The organism is Desemzia sp. FAM 23988, from assembly GCF_045528365.1.
In the GTDB taxonomy this organism is placed as follows: Bacteria; Bacillota; Bacilli; order Lactobacillales; family Carnobacteriaceae; genus Desemzia.
In genome coordinates this window covers 1-17,634 of sequence record NZ_JBGQQS010000011.1, presented here as the reverse complement: position 1 = coordinate 17,634, position 17,634 = coordinate 1, and the positions used below count along the sequence as shown (strand labels likewise).

Here is a 17,634-nt window from a genome sequence, read left to right as displayed (position 1 = left end):
TTCTTATGCACCACTTGATGAGTAAAGCTACAATATTCTTCAAGTGAACGTTTAAAAAGACTTCACTTGAAGAATAAAATCTAATCCATTTAACAATTTAACCCTTTTTTCGCGAATAGTATACAGTAATAACTATTTTGTGAGAGGAGTTTTTTTATGATTATTAAGAAACGTTCTAAACCGTTGACACTTAGAGTTTTAGAATCTTTAAATTATCGAACTGACCTCAAATCTTCTGAGAAAAAAGAGTATTTCAACCATAAAAAGGGGTTCGAAGGTGAAGTGGATTTTGATGTTTTACCTGAAACCTTGCCAGATGAAAGTCTCGTCATCAACGATTTGTTAATTAAGGATAACGGACAACTGTTTCAAATCGATTGCCTGATTTTAAAGGGGAATCAGCTTTCTCTTTATGAAATAAAAAACTATTCTGGCAGTTATGATTACAAAAATGGTGTTCTTCACGGACGATCTGATTTCATTATATCGAATCCTCTAACTCAAATTTACCGAAGTCAGCCGCTTCTCCATAATTTAGTTCACAAATTAGGCTTCCAAATGGACGTAAACCCGCACATCGTCTTTATCAATCCTGACTTTTATTTGTACAAACTTCCGAGAGATAAGCCGTTCCTATTTGCAAACCAATTACCTCGCCACTTTGAGCAACTTGCAAATCAATTATGCGCATTGCATATTGAAAACTATCGTTCCCTTGATTTGCCACAGTATGACTTTTCTGTGTTAAAGAAAGGAATCCTTTGTCCCAAATGCTTTTCATTTGAGCACATAAGTACACGTCAGAATCGCATTTGTGCAGCTTGCGGGTATAAAGAAACGGCCTCAGAAGCTATCAAACGTTCGGCAGAAGAATGCCATCTACTTTATCCAGAAATGAACGTTACTAAATGTCTCATCTATCTCTGGTGTGGGGAAGAATACGACGAACAGCGCGTTCAGCGGGTATTAGCGAGTCATTATCAAACACACGGCCACTACAAAAGCACTTTTTACGAACTCCATTCTCCTTTATTGGTCAAGTGAGGTGTGAAAAAAAGTTCACTTGATAAGTAAAGTCAGTTTATTAGTCAAGTGAGCTGTAATTTTTAATCCACTCGATAAATAAAACTACTTTATTCTTCAAGCGATCGTTTTTGGAGCCCCCACTTGACTAATAAAGCCATCGCAACGCGTAAAACAACAAATAAACGCGCACGAAATCAAAGATCACCGTTGATTTCGTGCGCGTCTTTTAGATTATTTCAGGAACTTGCTTACCTTTCCTGTATAAGTCATAAACAAATTTTGCATCCCTCTGGATACTGCTGTATAGAGAATACGCTGATCGCGCTCATCCGCATAATTAGCTTCGGACACATCATGCACAAGCACATTATCAAATTCTAGCCCTTTAGATAAACTGATGGGGATAACGTTAATCGAATACATGAACGGGAGAGTCTCCATCAGGTAATCCGACAACTCTTCTGCAGCTTGTTCACTCTTGGTGATGACCGTTAACGATTTGCCGTCTAGTTCAGCCACTACTTGTTCAAATACAGCTTTTAAGTCATTCCTATCAGACACTTCAAACCATTTTGGTTCATTCCCTTGAGGTCAAACAGGAACTATCTCAATTTTTTGATTTTCCCCTACAAACTGACTAAAGACTTTCGTAATGGCACCACTAGAGCGGTAGCTGTTCACTAAGTCATAACGCTGGATACTCTTTTGTTTGTTCTCAAAAATACCTGCAATCTCTGCAAATGTAATCGAAGAATTGAAAATGGCTTGGTTTTCATCTCCGACCATTGTAAAGTCGCTTTTCATAAATAAATCCGACAGCAAACTCATTTGCGCTGGAGTGTAATCTTGCACTTCATCAATCAGCACAAAGCGCATTAACGGAAACGAGATTCTTTCCACGAAAGTATTCATCAGCAGCAAGTAAATGACGGCTTCATCTACTGTTAAAGATTCTTTAGAATGAACATACACTTCCTTTTGATGATGAAAATACAATGTATCAAAAAGGTGAGTCAAATCTATCCATTCATTTTGGTTGATTTTTTTCGTGATCCCGCGGTATTTCTTGCGCAGTAACTGTTCTCCATACTGAATAATTTCATCTTCTTTATCATCTGCAATCAGTTTTCCAAAATGCTTCAATTGCATTTTTTCTGACATTTCCAAAATTTGGTCTTGTATGCCATGACTTTTAGCCTGAGTAAGAAGACGTCTTTCCCAATAACTAGAAAGACGCTGTTTGGTAGCTTGGATTCTGTCGATTACAGGATTCTCAGCTGGAGTCGTCTCATAAATTTTCTTCATTTTTTCTTTTGAAATGAGGACTTTCCCTCTATACATCAAGTCTTTAAATAAACCATCTGTATTGGCTATCACTTCATCAGTACCTTTTAAAAAGTCCACATATTCCAGACTTCTTAAAAGGGCTGTTTGATGGTCTATATCAGTTTGGCTAATGCGTGAAAAGTACTCTTCTTCTGTTTCCATAGCCCAATTAGAACGCTGTCCCAAAAATTGCAGCAATGTCATATTCAACGGATTCTTTTCTCCTAAAGAAGGCAAAACATTTGAGATGTAGTTAATAAATTGATTGTTGGGGGACAATATCAATACATTATCCGACGTAATTTCTTTGCGTAAAGAGTACAGCAAATAAGCAATGCGTTGCATAACAGTAGATGTTTTCCCACTACCTGCCACTCCATTTACCAACAAAATAGGATGTTTTGTGTCTCTAATGATGACGTTTTGCTCGTTTTGAATGGTTGCTGTAATGTCTTTCATTTGCTGGGTAGTGTCTTGCTCCAAAGCTTCCAAGAGCACATCGTCTTGGATGGCTACTGTCGTGTCAAAATAGTTCAACAACTGGTCTTTTTCAATAATCAATTGCCGGCGACTGTTGATTTCCACGTCTATTGGCAGCTCGTGCGCAACATAAGAAGATTTCCCGAGAGTATTGTTGTAAAACAATTCCGCAATCGGCGAACGCCAATCGTACACCAGATTTTCTCCATCTTCATCCGCAAAACCATTGGTACCGATGTAAAACGGTTCTTCTGGCTCCTCGTCCAAAAAATCCACCATAACTTTCCCAAAATAAGGAGCTTTTAGGAGACGCTCTACTTTTTCCAACAACGCTTGGTTTGCTTGCATTTTGATATTCATTTGGTCGATTTCTCGGCTTTTCATTTCGATGCCTAAAAAAGTATCCAAATTGTCCAACACGCTGTCAAAGTTCAAACTGCCTTCACTCGACATGTGTTTCAATTCAGCAATGCCTTCTTCCCTGTTCCGTTTGATAGCATCCTGCAGCATTTCTTCCGCTGCCAGCAGTTTTCCGTACACCAACTCAAGGTACTCTTTTTCTTTTCTCAATTCTGTATCAACCAATGTACATTGCCCCCTTATCCGTATCAAAGCGAACCATAATTGTACTGCCTTTCTGCCAAGGAATCAATAGATTTCTACCAAATTAGGCTGGCAACAGAATCGGTTCATTAGCTTATTCATCAATTGAGCTGTGAATAATGGTCCACTTGATGAATAAAGTGGATTTATTAATCAAGTGAACAGTTTTGGAGGCCTCACTTGAATAATAACCTCTCTTTATTACTCAAGTGACCCTTGTCTTCCTTCTCACTTGATCGATAAACCATTCTCCAAAATGAATTTCTCTTTTTAATCCGTACGCTAAAGTGTAAACTAGAACTATCCTACCATTTGAAAAGAGGCCGACAATATGATATCTGTAACTGATTTAGCCCATTTAATAGACCATACTCTATTGCGTGCAGATGCAACTGAGGAAGAGTTCAAGCAGCTCTGTAAAGAAGCCGATGAGTATGGCTTTAAAATGGTCGCCATCAATTCTTTCCCCGTCCAAATGTGCCGCGAATTTTTACAAGACAGTCCCGTTCATGTGGGAGCAGCGATCGGGTTTCCATTAGGCCAAACTACGATAAAAGCAAAAGTAGTTGAAGTAGAAGATGCTATTCAAAACGGCGCAGACGAAATCGACTATGTCATTAATGTCAGCAAATTAAAAGATGGTGATGTGGAATACATTCGCCGAGAAATGGAAGCAATCGTAGCCGTTTGTCGAAAAGAAGAAATTCTCAGCAAAGTTATTTTAGAAAACTGCTATTTGACAGATGTAGAAAAAATCGCTGTGTGTGAAATCGCCAAAGAAGTGAAACCGGACTTCGTCAAAACTTCCACTGGTTTTGGACCAAGCGGAGCGACTGTAGAAGATGTGGCGTTGATGAAACAAATCGTTGGGGACCAAGTCAAAGTAAAAGCTGCTGGTGGAATTCGTGATTTGGACACGGCTTTAAAAATGATTGAAGCTGGTGCCGAGCGTTTAGGTATGAGTGCGGGAATCAAAGTGATCGAAGAATACAGAAAAGTGGAGAAAAATTCTTAAAAGTTCGTTTTATTGATACAAAGAAAAAGACAGCAATACCGTTGTGTGGGTATTGCTGTCTATTTTCAACCCATTATTTTAAAGAAAAACTCAGCTTATCAATAATCAGCCGATTTGAGATAAATGAAACTCCAAATGTTCTTCAATAAAACTCGCGATCGTGTAATAACTATGGTCGTGTCCTGGCAGCATACGAACCGTCAATGGGTAATTTTTTTCTTCTGCAATCGCCGCTATTTTAGAAGGCTGCAATTGTTTATCGTAAAAAGGATCTGCATCTCCTTGATCAATCAAGACCGGAATATTTTTGCCCGTGTATTGCTTAAGCAATTCGGTTGCATCCCATTCACGCCATTTTTCTTGATTACTGCCAAGATACGCGCTGAAAGCTTTTATTCCCCAAGGAACTTCCATCGGGTTCACAATGGGCGCAAAAGCAGAAATGGAAGTAAATCGTTCTGCATTACGCAGTCCAATCACCAATGCTCCATGTCCTCCCATAGAATGTCCGGAAATAAATTCTGGTCCAGTCAGTTGAAATTGGTCATGAGCGATAGCGGATAACTCTTTAGTGATGTAATCGTACATCTTATACTGAGCTGCCCAAGGTTGTTCGGTAGCATTGAGATAGAACCCTGCTCCTTGACCTAAATCCCAATCCTCTGAATCGGCTATCTCTTCTCCTCGAGGACTAGTGTCCGGCATAATCATCGCTATCCCTAAACGAGCAGCAGCTTTTTGTGCGCCAGCTTTGTGCGTGAAATTATCATCGGTAGACGTTAAGCCAGATAACCACCACAATAAAGGTGGTTGCGCGAACGTTTCTTTATTTGGTAAAAATAAGCTGAAAGTCATTGGGCAACCTAAAGTGTGTGAATCATGACGGTATTTGTATTGTGTTCCGTCAAAAACAACGTGTTCTTCAAGCAATTCTAATGTTGACATCCTTACCCTCCTCATTTGAAATAGGTTGAAACAACTGATTAGTAAGAAAGAACTGTACGAATCGATTTTCCTTCATGCAATAAGTCAAACGCTTCATTGATTTTTTCGAAAGGCAGCGTGTGTGTGATGAATGGATCCAATTGAATCTCACCGCTCATCGCTTTTTCAACCATGCCCGGCAATTCTGTACGTCCTTTAACTCCGCCAAAAGCAGATCCGCGCCAAACGCGTCCCGTTACCAATTGGAATGGGCGAGTGCTGATTTCTTCTCCAGCTCCGGCTACTCCGATCACAACACTTTCTCCCCAGCCTTTGTGGCAGCATTCTAAAGCTGAACGCATGACATCGACGTTTCCGATACATTCAAAACTATACTCCACACCGCCATTTGTTAACTCAACAATAACTTCTTGGATCGGACGGTCATATTCTTTAGGGTTCAAGAAATCTGTCGCTCCCATTTCTTTCGCCAGTGCAAATTTATCCGGATTGGTATCAATCGCAATAACTCGTCCCGCTTTTGCTTGAACAGCACCTTGAATAACCGCCAAACCGATAGCCCCTAAACCAAAAACAGCGATAGTATCGCCTTCTGTTACTTTCGCTGCATTGCTTACAGCACCAATTCCTGTGGTTACGCCACAACCCAATAAACACACTTTTTCTAGAGGTGCTTCTTGATTCACTTTAGCCAATGAAATTTCAGAAACTACGGTATATTCACTAAACGTGCTTGTTCCCATGTAATGGTAAATAGGTTCTCCTTTGTAAGAAAAACGCGTCGTTCCATCCGGCATTAATCCTTTACCTTGTGTTTCACGAACCGCTTGGCACAAATTCGTTTTGCCTGAAGTACAGTACTCACATTTGCCACATTCAGGTGTGTACAAAGGAATCACATGATCCCCTGCTTGAACGGAAGTAACTCCTTCGCCGACTTCTACGACAACCCCGCCGCCTTCGTGTCCTAGTACTGCCGGAAAAACACCTTCAGGATCCACACCAGACAATGTATACGCATCTGTATGACAAACCGCTGTATCTGTAATTTTAACTAATACTTCCCCTTTTTTAGGTCCTGCTACATCAATTTCTACTATTTCAAGAGGTTGACCTGGTCCAAATGCTACTGCTGCGCGTGATTTCATGTTATTGATCTCCTTTTCACTATCCAATTAATCCAAAATTGAGGGGGGATAACCCTTATTGTTTCACTATTATTTCCCCTAAAAATGCATCTTAGCCAAATGATAACATGGTTATTCTTTTGCTACAACTTGTCTCATTTGCACGATAGACATTTTCTATCAGACTTCAACCCAATAAAAATGATTAACTTACGTTCCACGGAAGAATAGACGGTGTTTCTTATTGGAAAGAGTAGCTCTTCATCTTCTAGCATTGGTAAAGAAATTTCCTCCGGCCTATGAGGTTCCTTATGGAAATCCATGGGACCGCCTTGGTAGCGACCCAAAAAAGTTAGAGTAAAAAACTAGTTTTTTGGTGGGCATTTTTTTACGGCAAAGTATAGTGAAGTGAAGATATGATTTGAACATCAAGAGTAAACTCACCTTGATGAAGAATGCGGTTTGAACATCAAGGGTAAACTCGCTTTGATGAAGAAATGGGTTTGAACATCAAGGGTAAGCTGGGCTTGATGAAGAATGAGGTTTAAACATCAAGAGTAAATTCGCCTTGATGAAGAATGCGGTTTGAACATCAAGAGTAAATTCGCCTTGATGAAGAATGCGGTTTGAACATCAAGGGTAAGCTGGGCTTGATGAAGAATGAGGTTTAAACATCAAGAGTAAATTCGCCTTGATGAAGAATGCGGTTTGAACATCAAGGGTAAGCTCGCCTTGATGAAGAATGCGGTTTGAACATCAAGAGTAAATTCGCCTTGATGAAGAATAACCTAAGCAGTCCCATATCCCTCCAGGAATTTCTAAGAATGAGTTTCTAAAAGATTCTATTTAAAAAGACAGTAGTTTTTACTTACCAACGTCAAATGTTGTAGAATCAAAAGAGCGCTGTTTCCTCCTTATTTGAACCTGGAGGAAACAGCGCTCTTTTGTTCATCAACTATCATTTAGTTTGGTAAAAGTTTTTCAGTTTTTGTACATGAGAAAAATCCATAAAACGCAGATTAAGCACTTCGGTGGCGAGACCGGCTTTCAAGGTCATACTGATGTGTCCAATCTGCTTAGGAAACAACCATCTAGAGGTTTCTTCTGAAAAAGATTGGACTTTTTGGCGTTCTACAAAAGTATGCACTTTAGTAAACCACTCTGCGTCCTGTATGCAGACTCGATTAGCCGATTGAATGTGGTAGCCTTGAGTTCGGCAGTTGAACCATGAAAGAAGCAGTGACAAAAGCAAAATAATTACCACCGCTAACGCTATCCAACGATTCAAAAATGCCACGCCCACAGCAACCGGAATCAGCAGCAGCTTCCATCGCCAGAAGTACCAAAGTTTTTGGCGCGACACATAACCAATTTCAGGACGCTTAAAGTTCCATTCGGGCATCAACTGATTTAGCACCGTGTACAGTTCAGTATCAGAAATGATCGGTAAAATATAAAGTTTTTTTACTTCTCCATTTTCCCCTTCGCTTTCTTGGCCCCCTGCTAAAAGCAGTTCGACAGAAGAAATCCCTAAAATTTTTCGCAGAGGCTGTTGCCGAACTTTCAAACCTTGGATTTTTTCCAAGGGAATCTTTTGGATTTTCCGCTCAAATAGCCCACTTTCGATAGTCAGTGTATGGTTCGTGCGCTTAACTTGAAAGTTGTAATATTGGATAAATGTTTTAACTAAAGATAGCAGCATTACAATAATTAACGTCACAACAAGAATTGCTATTGTTACTAACCAACCTGTTCTCCAGACATTTTCTGCAAGTGAAGTGGCTGTCGTGATCCAGTTTTCCGGAATAAACTCTGTCACGAAAAAAATCAGAGCGATAAAGGATGCGATAATGCTCAAATCAGTCACAGCAAATAAAATAATTTGACTATTCGTTACTCGATAATCCGATGCAACTGCGGCAGGCTTTTCCACACTATCCTCTAGTACCTGATGATCGCTTTCTGGCTGTTCACCTTGACGGTAACTTTCTATCAGCTCCAACAGTTCAAAATTTACCGCTGGCATAGACGCTTCAGCTTTAGTGCTGTCTCCTCCAGCCGTTTCGATCAATAATTGAATCGTATTAAATGGTTTAAAGAAAAACCATTGGCGTTGTTTGATCGTTTGAATGCGTTCATAGGGAATATCTGTTTCTCGCTTACGAAATACTCCTTGATAAAGAATAATTTTCTCAGAGGAAATTTGATAGGACTGAGAAAAATATTTCCACAATGATTGAGCTGTTACAAATAAAAAGACCGCTAGTAAAACTAGTATTCCAAAAGTAGTCGTCAATTCTCCGTTAACGATCAGTAAAAAAATAACAAATAAAAGTCTTTTCAATCCATTAAACCCATAAATCGCAAGGGCGAGAGGATGAAATCTTTTTCGTTCAGACATCCTCTTTCGCCACCTTTACCATTTGGATAATTTGTTGTCGCAGGCTAACAGCCTCCTCCACATCTAAACCGGAGATGTTGTGACTAGATGCCGCTGTATGGATGACGATTTCCATCAAGTTTTCTTTGCGCAGGAAAGGTCCTTGTTCTGTTTCGATATGTTGAATACGATTGATTGGAACATGAGTGATGGTTCTGAATATGTACCCTTCTTGAAAAGACAAATCTTCAGAAGTAATTTCGTATCGGTGGTATTGATAGCGATAAGGAATCAACAGTATGTCAATGACAAACACAACAAGAACCACCGCAAAATAACTGCCTATAATCCATAACCATATCCCATTTAAAACATCAAACCAATTGAGTAAAGCTGTCACCCCAATTCCAATGAGTACAAAAATTTCTGTTGTCACCATACTGCTTTTCTTCCACACCGATTTGATTCGGTCCGGCATTTGTTTTGGTAATAATGGATAATCCAATCTCATTCTCCTCTATGTTCTTTTTTCTTTTATTATACACTTCTATGCGCTGGAATTACGGATGAATATTAAGAATTTTAACTAAACAAACGATCCAAAATATAAAGTAAAGAGCCGATAAAATCATAAGCACTCCTAAAATCAGGGTTCTTTCCGCAGCGCGTCCGCCTAAAAATTATATAGTTTCTGCAATTTAAATTGTATTTCTTAAACAGAAGTTTAAGAAATCATACTATTATGTATTGCAATATAGACCACTTAAAGTTACACTATTATGTAATACAACATAGCGAGTCAGGAGGGGTGTTTTGGCTCAATCTAATTTATCCACACAGATGCTAAAAGGAATTTTATCTGGTTGTATTTTAATATTACTAGAAAATGAATCCTTATATGGTTACCGTTTAAATGATCGATTAAAAGAATTTGGTTTTGATGTTCCCATGGGAACTATCTACCCTTTGCTGTTGTCTTTAGAAAAAAAGGAGTTCATTAAAGGAGTGAAACAACCTTCTAAAGATGGACCTGATCGAAAATACTATCACTTAACAGCAACAGGCCTCGAAGAAAAAGAACAGTTTATTTTACAATGGAATTCATTAAAGAGTACCGTTGAACATCTAATTAAAGGAGCTGACCAATATGGCGGTTAAAGAAACTGAAGCTTTGACGCAAAAAAATGCAGTATTACAGCAACAACTGATTAAAGAAAATGAAACTTACTATAGTGATTTACTAGTTTATATTAGAACGAAAACTTTTTTCAGAGATGAACTAAAAACAGAAGAATTACTGATCGAAGTCCTGCAAGATATATTAGAGGCGCAAGATAATGGAATAAGTGCTGCAGATTACTTTGGCAACAGCCCTAAAGAAACGGCCAATCAAATTATTGAACAGATTCCTTTTAATTTTAAGAATGTTCTCTCTACATTTATCTATGCATTCTTAGCTTATGCAGCTTTCAGTATTTTACCTAGTTTGATTTTTCCTGAGACCGCTTTTGATGCTGGAGTTTTTCTACTTTCTGGTATTTATTATTTTTTCCTTGCTACTATACTTATTTGGGGAGTTGGACAAACAATTTATCGTACTATACCTAAAGTCATTGAAATCACAGTTTTTTTAGTCTTTATTTTGCTTTCATCAGCTCCGTTTGTATTGAATTCTGTCCTTCATTTTGAGACTCCATTAACTTTTTCGTTAGATGGTACATTAGGGATACTATTGATTCTATTCATTGCTGCAATTGTCATTTATAAAGCAAGCCATGAAACTCTTTTCGCCACGTTTATCCCTATAATATTTATAAGTGCCTTGCTAGGAGTATTATATCGACTCGAACTTACGCAGCACTATTTAGTATCTGGTGCTGGTAAAGTAACTACAAGTATCATTATGATTATCAGCGTGCTTGTTTCAGTCTATTTAACTCATCGTTTATCAAAACATAATAGCCATTAATCATTATGAGCCGTCTTTCTAAAGTTGAACTTTTAGAAAGACGGCTCATAAGATTTAATTAACTTTGCAAGCTTTCAACATAGCTCTTCAACACATGAACAGCTTGTACACAGTCATCCAAGCTGCTCCATTCTGCTGGGTTGTGACTGATCCCATCTTTGCTCTGCACAAATAGCATGGCAACTGGGAGCTCGCTTCCCACCACTTGACTGTCATGTCCAGCTCCGCTCGGTAACGTGTAAGGACGAATATTATTTGCTTCAAGTGCTTTTTTCATTTGATCTTGCCGTTCTTCTGAAATAGGTACTGGCGGAGTAATTAATAAATCTTCGTATTGCACTTGGACCGAATGTTTTTGGGAAAGCTCTTCACTAAGTCGCAATATCCGAGCAACAACTTCTTTGCGTGTCTCCTCTTGAATGTCTCTCACATCTACATATAAAGTCACTTTTCCAGGAATCACATTGACGCCGTTTGGTTCCACAAATAATTTACCTACAGTGGCTACAGCAGACTCATTGACTTGACGAGGAATAGTATTCAACGTGAAAATAAATTCGCTCGCAGCTACCAATGCATCTTGCCGATCATCCTCCATCGGCGTATTCCCGGCATGGCCCGCTTGCCCTTCAAATGTGAACTTCAACCAGTGAGGGCCGGCAATTCCGGTAACGATTCCGCAAGACAGGCCTTCCTTTTCCAGACGCTTGCCTTGTTCGATGTGCACTTCTACAAAACTGTCTATTTCATTAAGATTCCGTTTAGCAGATACATAACTGTCCAAGCTCAATCCAACATCTTGAAGCACCTCTTCAAAAAACAGGCCATTTGCATCTTGGCGCTTTTTCTTAGCTTCCAGATCCGCTTTGCCCATCATCGCTTCACTTCCACTCAAGCCTTCTTGGAAACGAGAACCTTCTTCATCTGTAAAGATAACTACTTCAAAAGGCTTTTCTGGTTGGTATCCTGTTTCTTTCCAAGATTCAGCCACTTCTAAAGCTGCCAACACACCCAACGGCCCATCAAAGTGTCCACCATTGGGTACCGAGTCCACGTGCGAACCACTCAAAATTGCAGGTGCATCTCCATTCTTTCCTGCTAAACGCCCAAATACATTTCCTGCTCCATCCATTCGGGCAGTCAATCCAGCCTCTTTCATCCATTGCATGATCAATTCTTTGGCTGCTTTTTCTTCATGAGAAAAGCCAGGCCGGTCCGAGCCGTTGCTTTCTGTTCGGCCAATTCGAGATAAGGCATCCAGCCTCTCAGCCAATCGTTTTCCTGATATCCCGTTCTTATCTAATTTATTATCATACTTTTCTAGTAAGCGTCCTCGCAAATGCAATGTGTCTTTTTTCATCCTTATTCCCCCTATCTCTCTATACTAGCAAAAAAGACCCTAGTTGAAAATCGATTTTCCCGATTCAGGAGGCTCAGGTACTTTGAATTAAAATCTCAGACTAAAAAGACGCCTCTACTGTAAGAAGCGTCTTAAATCTTCTATTTGGCCCTTCGGCTTAATCAATTAATCCAAAATGCTGAAACGCTTTTTGTAATCCATCTTCGTCAACCGTATCCGTCACATAGTCTGCCATGGCTTTGATTTCTTCTCCTCCATTGCCCATCGCTATACCGATTTTACAATATTCCAACATTGGAATATCTACTTTGGCATCACCAAATGCAATGGTATCGTTTTTGTCCGCTCCATAATGATTCAACAATGTCTCAATCGCAGTTTGCTTATTGATATTGTCTAAAGCAATGTCACCAAACAGTGCTTTCTCGCCAACACCGCCCCAAGTTCCTACTTTCAACTCAGGAAATGTTTCCATAGCGTCTAAATAATCTTGGTACTCTTCCAGAATAAAACTGATTTTGTTCACATCATCGCGGTACAACTCGCCGTCAAAAATCATTTCTGGGAATACTTTGCGCACAGTTACCGATTCTACACCCGGCTTTTCCTTGTAAGCCATGTAATCTTTAACCGTCTGCTCACCTCTTGTTTCAAATTGCTCACTCGCAAATAAACCATTGTTCGATTCCAAATAAAACTCCAGCTTGCGCTCATGCAGCCAATCTACGATACTTCGTTCTTGTTCTTCAGTCATCAATTGGTGCAACAGAACCTCGCCGTCGCTTTCTACATAGTTTCCATTGCCGCCGATGTAACCGTCAAACCCGATATTCAGTATGTTGTCATACATTTCTGCTTTACTGCGTCCTGTCACGGTGTACACTTTGTGCCCATTCGCTTGTGCTGCTTTGATGGCTTTAACCGCTGAATTCGGCAATTTATTCGAGTAATTGACCAGCGTTCCGTCCACATCTAGAAAAATATATGTTGTCTTCATTGCATTCATCCTTTTCTTAAAAGACCATGCTGAAGTGTCCAGCATGGTCTTAATCACTTCATTATTCTTTTGTGGAACTCAAGTCTTCTCCGTTAGAAGCGATGACTTGTTTGTACCAATCAAACGATTTTTTCTTCGAGCGTTTCATTGATCCATTTCCTTCATTGTCACGATCGACATAGATAAAGCCGTAGCGTTTTTTCATTTCGCCGGTAGACGCTGACACAATATCGATACAGCCCCAAGGAGTATAGCCTAAAACGTCCACACCATCTTTTTCCACAGCATCTTTCATCGCTTCAATGTGTTGTTGCAAGTAATCGATGCGGTAGTCATCTGCTACATAGCCATTTTCGTCTGGAGTATCCACTGCACCCAACCCATTTTCGACTACGAACAACGGTTTTTGGTAGCGGTCGTACAACTCGTTCATGGTAATACGGAATCCAAGCGGGTCAATTTGCCAGCCCCATTCACTTTCTTCTAGGTAAGGATTCTTGATTGAATCGAAGATATTCCCACCTGTTTTTTCTTGGTCTTTTTGAGCTGCTGAAACGCGTGAAGAATAATAAGAGAACGTAATGTAATCCACAGTGTGCTCTTTCAGCAATTCTTTATCGCCTTCTTCAAATGGAATCTCAATGCCTTCGTGTTTCAAACGAGCCAATGCATAATTCGGGTATTCCCCGCGAGATTGCACATCAATAAAGAAATAATTCTCTTGATTGTCCAGTTGCGCTTGACGAACATCGGCTGGGTTCGGCGTATTCGGGTAATATTGCCCCGCTGCCACCATACAACCAACCATATTTTCAGGATCTACTTCATGAGCGATTTTAGTCGCTAACGCACTTGCCACTAACTCATGGTGAGCAGCAGTATACTTCACTTGCTCCGCATTCTCGCCTTCTTCAAATACCAGCCCAGCCCCCATAAACGGCGCGTGCAAAATCATATTGATTTCATTAAACGTAATCCAGTATTTCACTTTTCCTTTGTAATGGTTGAACAACGCGGTAACCAAGTTTCCATAAAAGTCGACTACTTTACGATTGCGCCAACCGCCGTATTCTTTGATCAAATGAATCGGCATATCGAAATGCGTAATCGTCACGATAGGTTCAATGCCGTATTTAAGGCACTCATCAATCAAGTTATCGTAAAATTTCAAGCCTGCTTCATTTGGCTCCGACTCGTCCCCATTTGGAAAAATACGCGTCCATGCAATACTGAAGCGGTAAGATTTAAAGCCCATTTCTGCAAATAAAGCGATGTCCTCTTTATAGTTGTGGTACATATCAATCGCTTCTTTGGCTGGGTAAAAATGATGGTCATCAAAATCTAAATGTTTCATTTGACCGGTAATGATCGGATAGCGATCTTCCCCAATTGGAACGACATCCACATTCGCTACTCCACGTCCATCTTCGTTGTATCCACCTTCACTTTGGTTAGCCGCAGTTGCGCCGCCCCACAGAAAATCTTTTCTAAAACTCATTCTTTTTCCTCCTAATACTATTGTCTTTGACTTCATTTTATCGAAACGGTTTCATTTACTCAATCCTTCCTAACAAATTAGTACAACTCAACACAGGTTTCTTAAATTTGGCCGTATATCTTGTAAATGTTGTACACAAAATTCTATAATAGTTGTGTACAAAGGTTTGCCGAAAAGGGGAATGAAGATGCTGCTCATTGAACAAATAAAAGAACAAGAATTTTCAGATGCAGAACAAGTATTGGCTGATTACATTCTTGACCATCCAGAACAATTGCCGGATTTGACCACTAAAAAGCTGGCCGCTATTACTCACACCAATCCTACCAGTTTGATTCGTGTAGCGAAGAAACTGGGATTTAATGGCTGGACAGATTTGAAAGAAGCCTACTTAGAGGAATGGCAGTATTTGAACAGCCATTTTACGACTGTTGATGCCAACTTACCATTTGATCAAAAAGATCATTTGATTTCCATTGCGAATAAAGTCAGTGCGTTGCAACAAAATACTCTGCAAGATACGTTGTCGTTAGTCGATCCAGAAAGCCTGCAACTAGCACAAAAACTGCTGCTGGAAGCCGAGGAGATCAAGATTTTCGCGAGTCAAACCAACGCCCTCATTGCTCAAGATTTTGTCACAAAAATGCGTCGCATCAATAAGAAAGTCACGATTTCCTCTACTTATGATTACAGCACTTATGAAGCTTTTAATAGCGATGCAAAAACATGCGCCATTATTATCTCTTACACAGGAGAAAACGAGGCCTACGTAAATTGTCTGGATATTTTGAAAAAACAAGAAGTACCGATCATCGGTCTAACCAGTATCGGCGATAACCCGATTTCAACTCAAAGCGATTGTTCCCTGAAAATAACCACTCGAGAAAAGCTGTACTCTAAAATCGGTAACTTTACTTCGAACACTTCTGTCATTTACTTATTGAATCTACTCTATTCAATCGTCTTCACCGCTGATTATGAAGCCAACCTTAACCGCTTAATTCAAATGGGGCGCGCGTCAGACACTCGCACAACAACTTTGGACATCATTAAAGAAAATCATTAGACAAAAAGAAAGCTCCTCCCTTTTGCGTATCTATATGTAAAGGGAGGTTTTAAGATGAAACGTAATCTAACCATGGAACACGCCTTGCTGCTGACTCTTTCCAAGCGCAGCAAATTAACCACTGATCAAAAGCGGCAGTTAGACAGAGATGATAAAGGACACAACGGTGAAATAGATTATGACCAAATCGTTGAAGAAAATAGCAGCCCGTCATGGTACCATTTTAAAAATATTTGGATTGATTACCTTGGCCGTACTCAACTTGATTCTTTACTGGTTACTGAAAATGGCGTTTTTTTAACAGACATCAAGAATTATACCAATCACTATACTTATACAAATTTCATGTGGACCTATCAAAATAAGCCGCTATCAAAAAATATCAATCAACAACTATTAGACAACATTGTCAAATGCCAATCCCTTGGCAAAGTGATTCCTGCGATGAAGGATACTCAAGGTACCATTGTCTTTATAAACGAACGCGCTGTACCAAATATCATGGATCAAATGCCTGTAAATTATTTGTTGCGCTATCAAATCTACGATTGGATTGACAGCCTAAAGCAGCCTGTTCCAGGCAACAGCATACCAATTCACAAAACGGTTGAACAAATCAAACAATTTATTATTCCCAACCCATATGACCACAACTATATATGCTCAGATGAAGAGTTTAAAAAATTAAAAAAAGGAATTTATTGCTTCAAATGTGGTAGCTTTCATTTGGAGATTGGAGAATATTTCATAAGTTGCAGTTGTGGCCATAAAGAAAAGAAAGAACAGGCGGTACTCCGTTCTATTTGCGAGTATGGAGTGTTGCAAAACAACAAGGAACTTTCAGTAAACAATCTTTTTGAGTTTTTAGACAAAAAAATTCCAAAACAATTTATTTATCGAAAACTGCAGCGCTTTTTCGTTCCTGTTACTGGAAAAAGCAGAGTCACCTTTTACAAAAATCCAAAGATGCTATATGAGTTTGTGTTTGAAGCAACAAAAGACAGTAAGATTCTGAGAATAGAATAAAGGAGTATAGTATAACCATGAAAAGGGTACAAGAATTGAGCTTGTATCCTTTTTGTGCGCAAGTTCATCACAAAATAGTTCCTCTTGATGTTTGAACTACATTTTTCATCAAGGCGGGTTTAGTCTTGATGTTCAAAACCATTTTTTCATCAAGGACGCTTTACCCTTGATGTTCAAAACCGATTCTTCATCAAGGACGCTTTACCCTTGATGTTCAAAACCGATTCTTCATCAAGAACGTTGTACCCTTGATGTTCAAAACCGATTCTTCATCATGGATGTTGTACCCTTGATGTTCAAAACCATTTCTTCATCAAGAACGTTTTACCCTTGATGTTCAAAACCATTTCTTCATCAAGAACGTTTTACCCTTGATGTTCAAACCACTTTCTTCATCAAGGTCATTTTACCCTTGATGTTCAAAACCATTTCTTCATCAAGGACACTTTACCCTTGATGTTCAAAACCATTTTTTCATCAAGGACATTTTACCCTTGATGTTCAAACCACTTTCTTCATCAAGGTCATTTTACCCTTGATGTTCAAACCACTTTCTTCATCAAGGTCATTTTACCCTTGATGTTCAAACCACTTTCTTCATCAAGGACATTTTACCCTTGATGTTCAAACCACTTTCTTCATCAAGGTCATTTTACCCTTGATGTTCAAACCACTTTCTTCATCAAGGACATTTTACCCTTGATGTTCAAACCACTTTCTTCATCAAGGACATTTTACCCTTGATGTTCAAACCACTTTCTTCATCAAGGTCATTTTACCCTTGATGTTCAAACCACTTTCTTCATCAAGGACATT

Annotated in this window: 13 protein-coding genes and 1 pseudogene; 6 read left to right on the top strand and 8 right to left on the bottom strand. The window is 39.3% G+C overall.

All coding sequences use genetic code 11. From position 1 onward, the window contains the following. Positions 1-156: 156 nt before the first annotated feature. Positions 157-1,044, top strand: a complete 888-nt coding sequence (locus ACEN4L_RS07720; protein WP_407096597.1) for a nuclease-related domain-containing protein — start codon at positions 157-159, stop codon at positions 1,042-1,044. 213 nt (positions 1,045-1,257) lie between these two features. Here the strand turns inward: ACEN4L_RS07720 and ACEN4L_RS07715 are convergent. Then, positions 1,258-3,417 (bottom strand): annotated as a pseudogene (locus ACEN4L_RS07715) (HelD family protein). A gap of 349 nt (positions 3,418-3,766) precedes the next feature. Here ACEN4L_RS07715 and deoC point away from each other — a divergent pair. Then, entirely contained in the window at positions 3,767-4,450 is a 684-nt protein-coding gene (deoC, locus tag ACEN4L_RS07710) for a deoxyribose-phosphate aldolase (RefSeq protein WP_407096598.1), read from the top strand. 105 nt (positions 4,451-4,555) lie between these two features. Here deoC and fghA read toward each other — a convergent pair whose 3' ends face one another. The 4 genes from fghA to ACEN4L_RS07690 all read right to left on the bottom strand — a co-directional run bounded on the left by fghA (position 4,556) and on the right by ACEN4L_RS07690 (position 9,413). Then, positions 4,556-5,395, bottom strand: coding sequence for an S-formylglutathione hydrolase (gene fghA, locus ACEN4L_RS07705; RefSeq protein WP_407096599.1), 840 nt, complete (start codon positions 5,393-5,395; stop codon positions 4,556-4,558). Positions 5,396-5,433: 38 nt separating this feature from the next. Next, entirely contained in the window at positions 5,434-6,543 is a 1,110-nt protein-coding gene (locus tag ACEN4L_RS07700) for an S-(hydroxymethyl)glutathione dehydrogenase/class III alcohol dehydrogenase (RefSeq protein WP_407096600.1), read from the bottom strand. 937 nt (positions 6,544-7,480) lie between these two features. After that, entirely contained in the window at positions 7,481-8,923 is a 1,443-nt protein-coding gene (locus ACEN4L_RS07695) for a PH domain-containing protein (protein WP_407096601.1), read from the bottom strand. Continuing rightward, the gene (locus ACEN4L_RS07690; protein WP_407123602.1) at positions 8,916-9,413 is read right to left on the bottom strand and encodes a PH domain-containing protein; all 498 of its coding nucleotides are present in this window, start codon (positions 9,411-9,413) and stop codon (positions 8,916-8,918) included. Before ACEN4L_RS07690 ends, ACEN4L_RS07695 begins: the two co-directional genes overlap by 8 nt. Before the next feature lie 302 nt (positions 9,414-9,715). Here ACEN4L_RS07690 and ACEN4L_RS07685 point away from each other — a divergent pair, with 302 nt between their 5' ends. Then, entirely contained in the window at positions 9,716-10,060 is a 345-nt protein-coding gene (locus ACEN4L_RS07685) for a PadR family transcriptional regulator (protein WP_407096603.1), read from the top strand. Further along, a complete protein-coding gene (locus ACEN4L_RS07680) occupies positions 10,050-10,871 on the top strand; it encodes a hypothetical protein (RefSeq protein ID WP_407096604.1) in 822 nt (273 codons plus the stop codon). The genes ACEN4L_RS07685 and ACEN4L_RS07680 overlap by 11 nt, the downstream gene beginning before the upstream one ends. A 58-nt stretch (positions 10,872-10,929) precedes the next feature. Here ACEN4L_RS07680 and ACEN4L_RS07675 read toward each other — a convergent pair whose 3' ends face one another. The 3 genes from ACEN4L_RS07675 to ACEN4L_RS07665 form a co-directional block, all read right to left on the bottom strand. Then, entirely contained in the window at positions 10,930-12,231 is a 1,302-nt protein-coding gene (locus ACEN4L_RS07675) for a M20 family metallo-hydrolase (RefSeq protein ID WP_407096605.1), read from the bottom strand. Between the two features lie 157 nt (positions 12,232-12,388). After that, positions 12,389-13,228 (bottom strand): Cof-type HAD-IIB family hydrolase, encoded by an 840-nt coding sequence (locus ACEN4L_RS07670; protein WP_407096606.1) that lies wholly within the window; start codon positions 13,226-13,228, stop codon positions 12,389-12,391. Positions 13,229-13,289: 61 nt separating this feature from the next. Continuing rightward, positions 13,290-14,726, bottom strand: coding sequence for a 6-phospho-beta-glucosidase (locus ACEN4L_RS07665; protein ID WP_407096607.1), 1,437 nt, complete (start codon positions 14,724-14,726; stop codon positions 13,290-13,292). Between the two features lie 187 nt (positions 14,727-14,913). Between ACEN4L_RS07665 and ACEN4L_RS07660 the strand changes: the two genes are divergently transcribed. Both ACEN4L_RS07660 and ACEN4L_RS07655 read left to right on the top strand, forming a co-directional pair. Further along, positions 14,914-15,792: a MurR/RpiR family transcriptional regulator gene (locus ACEN4L_RS07660; RefSeq protein WP_407096608.1), complete on the top strand. Its 879-nt coding sequence runs from the start codon at positions 14,914-14,916 to the stop codon at positions 15,790-15,792. 54 nt (positions 15,793-15,846) lie between these two features. Continuing rightward, positions 15,847-16,818, top strand: coding sequence for a nuclease-related domain-containing protein (locus tag ACEN4L_RS07655; RefSeq protein WP_079650488.1), 972 nt, complete (start codon positions 15,847-15,849; stop codon positions 16,816-16,818). Positions 16,819-17,634: the final 816 nt, after the last annotated feature.

Bases quoted from the DNA above. Each gene is read 5' to 3' on its own strand.
- ACEN4L_RS07720 (WP_407096597.1), top strand. From the start codon at position 157: ATGATTATTAAGAAACGTTCTAAACCGTTGACACTTAGAGTTTTAGAA.
- deoC (WP_407096598.1), top strand. From the start codon at position 3,767: ATGATATCTGTAACTGATTTAGCCCATTTAATAGACCATACTCTATTG.
- fghA (WP_407096599.1), bottom strand. From the start codon at position 5,395: ATGTCAACATTAGAATTGCTTGAAGAACACGTTGTTTTTGACGGAACA.
- ACEN4L_RS07700 (WP_407096600.1), bottom strand. From the start codon at position 6,543: ATGAAATCACGCGCAGCAGTAGCATTTGGACCAGGTCAACCTCTTGAA.
- ACEN4L_RS07695 (WP_407096601.1), bottom strand. From the start codon at position 8,923: ATGTCTGAACGAAAAAGATTTCATCCTCTCGCCCTTGCGATTTATGGG.
- ACEN4L_RS07690 (WP_407123602.1), bottom strand. From the start codon at position 9,413: ATGAGATTGGATTATCCATTATTACCAAAACAAATGCCGGACCGAATC.
- ACEN4L_RS07680 (WP_407096604.1), top strand. From the start codon at position 10,050: ATGGCGGTTAAAGAAACTGAAGCTTTGACGCAAAAAAATGCAGTATTA.
- ACEN4L_RS07675 (WP_407096605.1), bottom strand. From the start codon at position 12,231: ATGAAAAAAGACACATTGCATTTGCGAGGACGCTTACTAGAAAAGTAT.
- ACEN4L_RS07670 (WP_407096606.1), bottom strand. From the start codon at position 13,228: ATGAAGACAACATATATTTTTCTAGATGTGGACGGAACGCTGGTCAAT.
- ACEN4L_RS07665 (WP_407096607.1), bottom strand. From the start codon at position 14,726: ATGAGTTTTAGAAAAGATTTTCTGTGGGGCGGCGCAACTGCGGCTAAC.
- ACEN4L_RS07660 (WP_407096608.1), top strand. From the start codon at position 14,914: ATGCTGCTCATTGAACAAATAAAAGAACAAGAATTTTCAGATGCAGAA.
- ACEN4L_RS07655 (WP_079650488.1), top strand. From the start codon at position 15,847: ATGAAACGTAATCTAACCATGGAACACGCCTTGCTGCTGACTCTTTCC.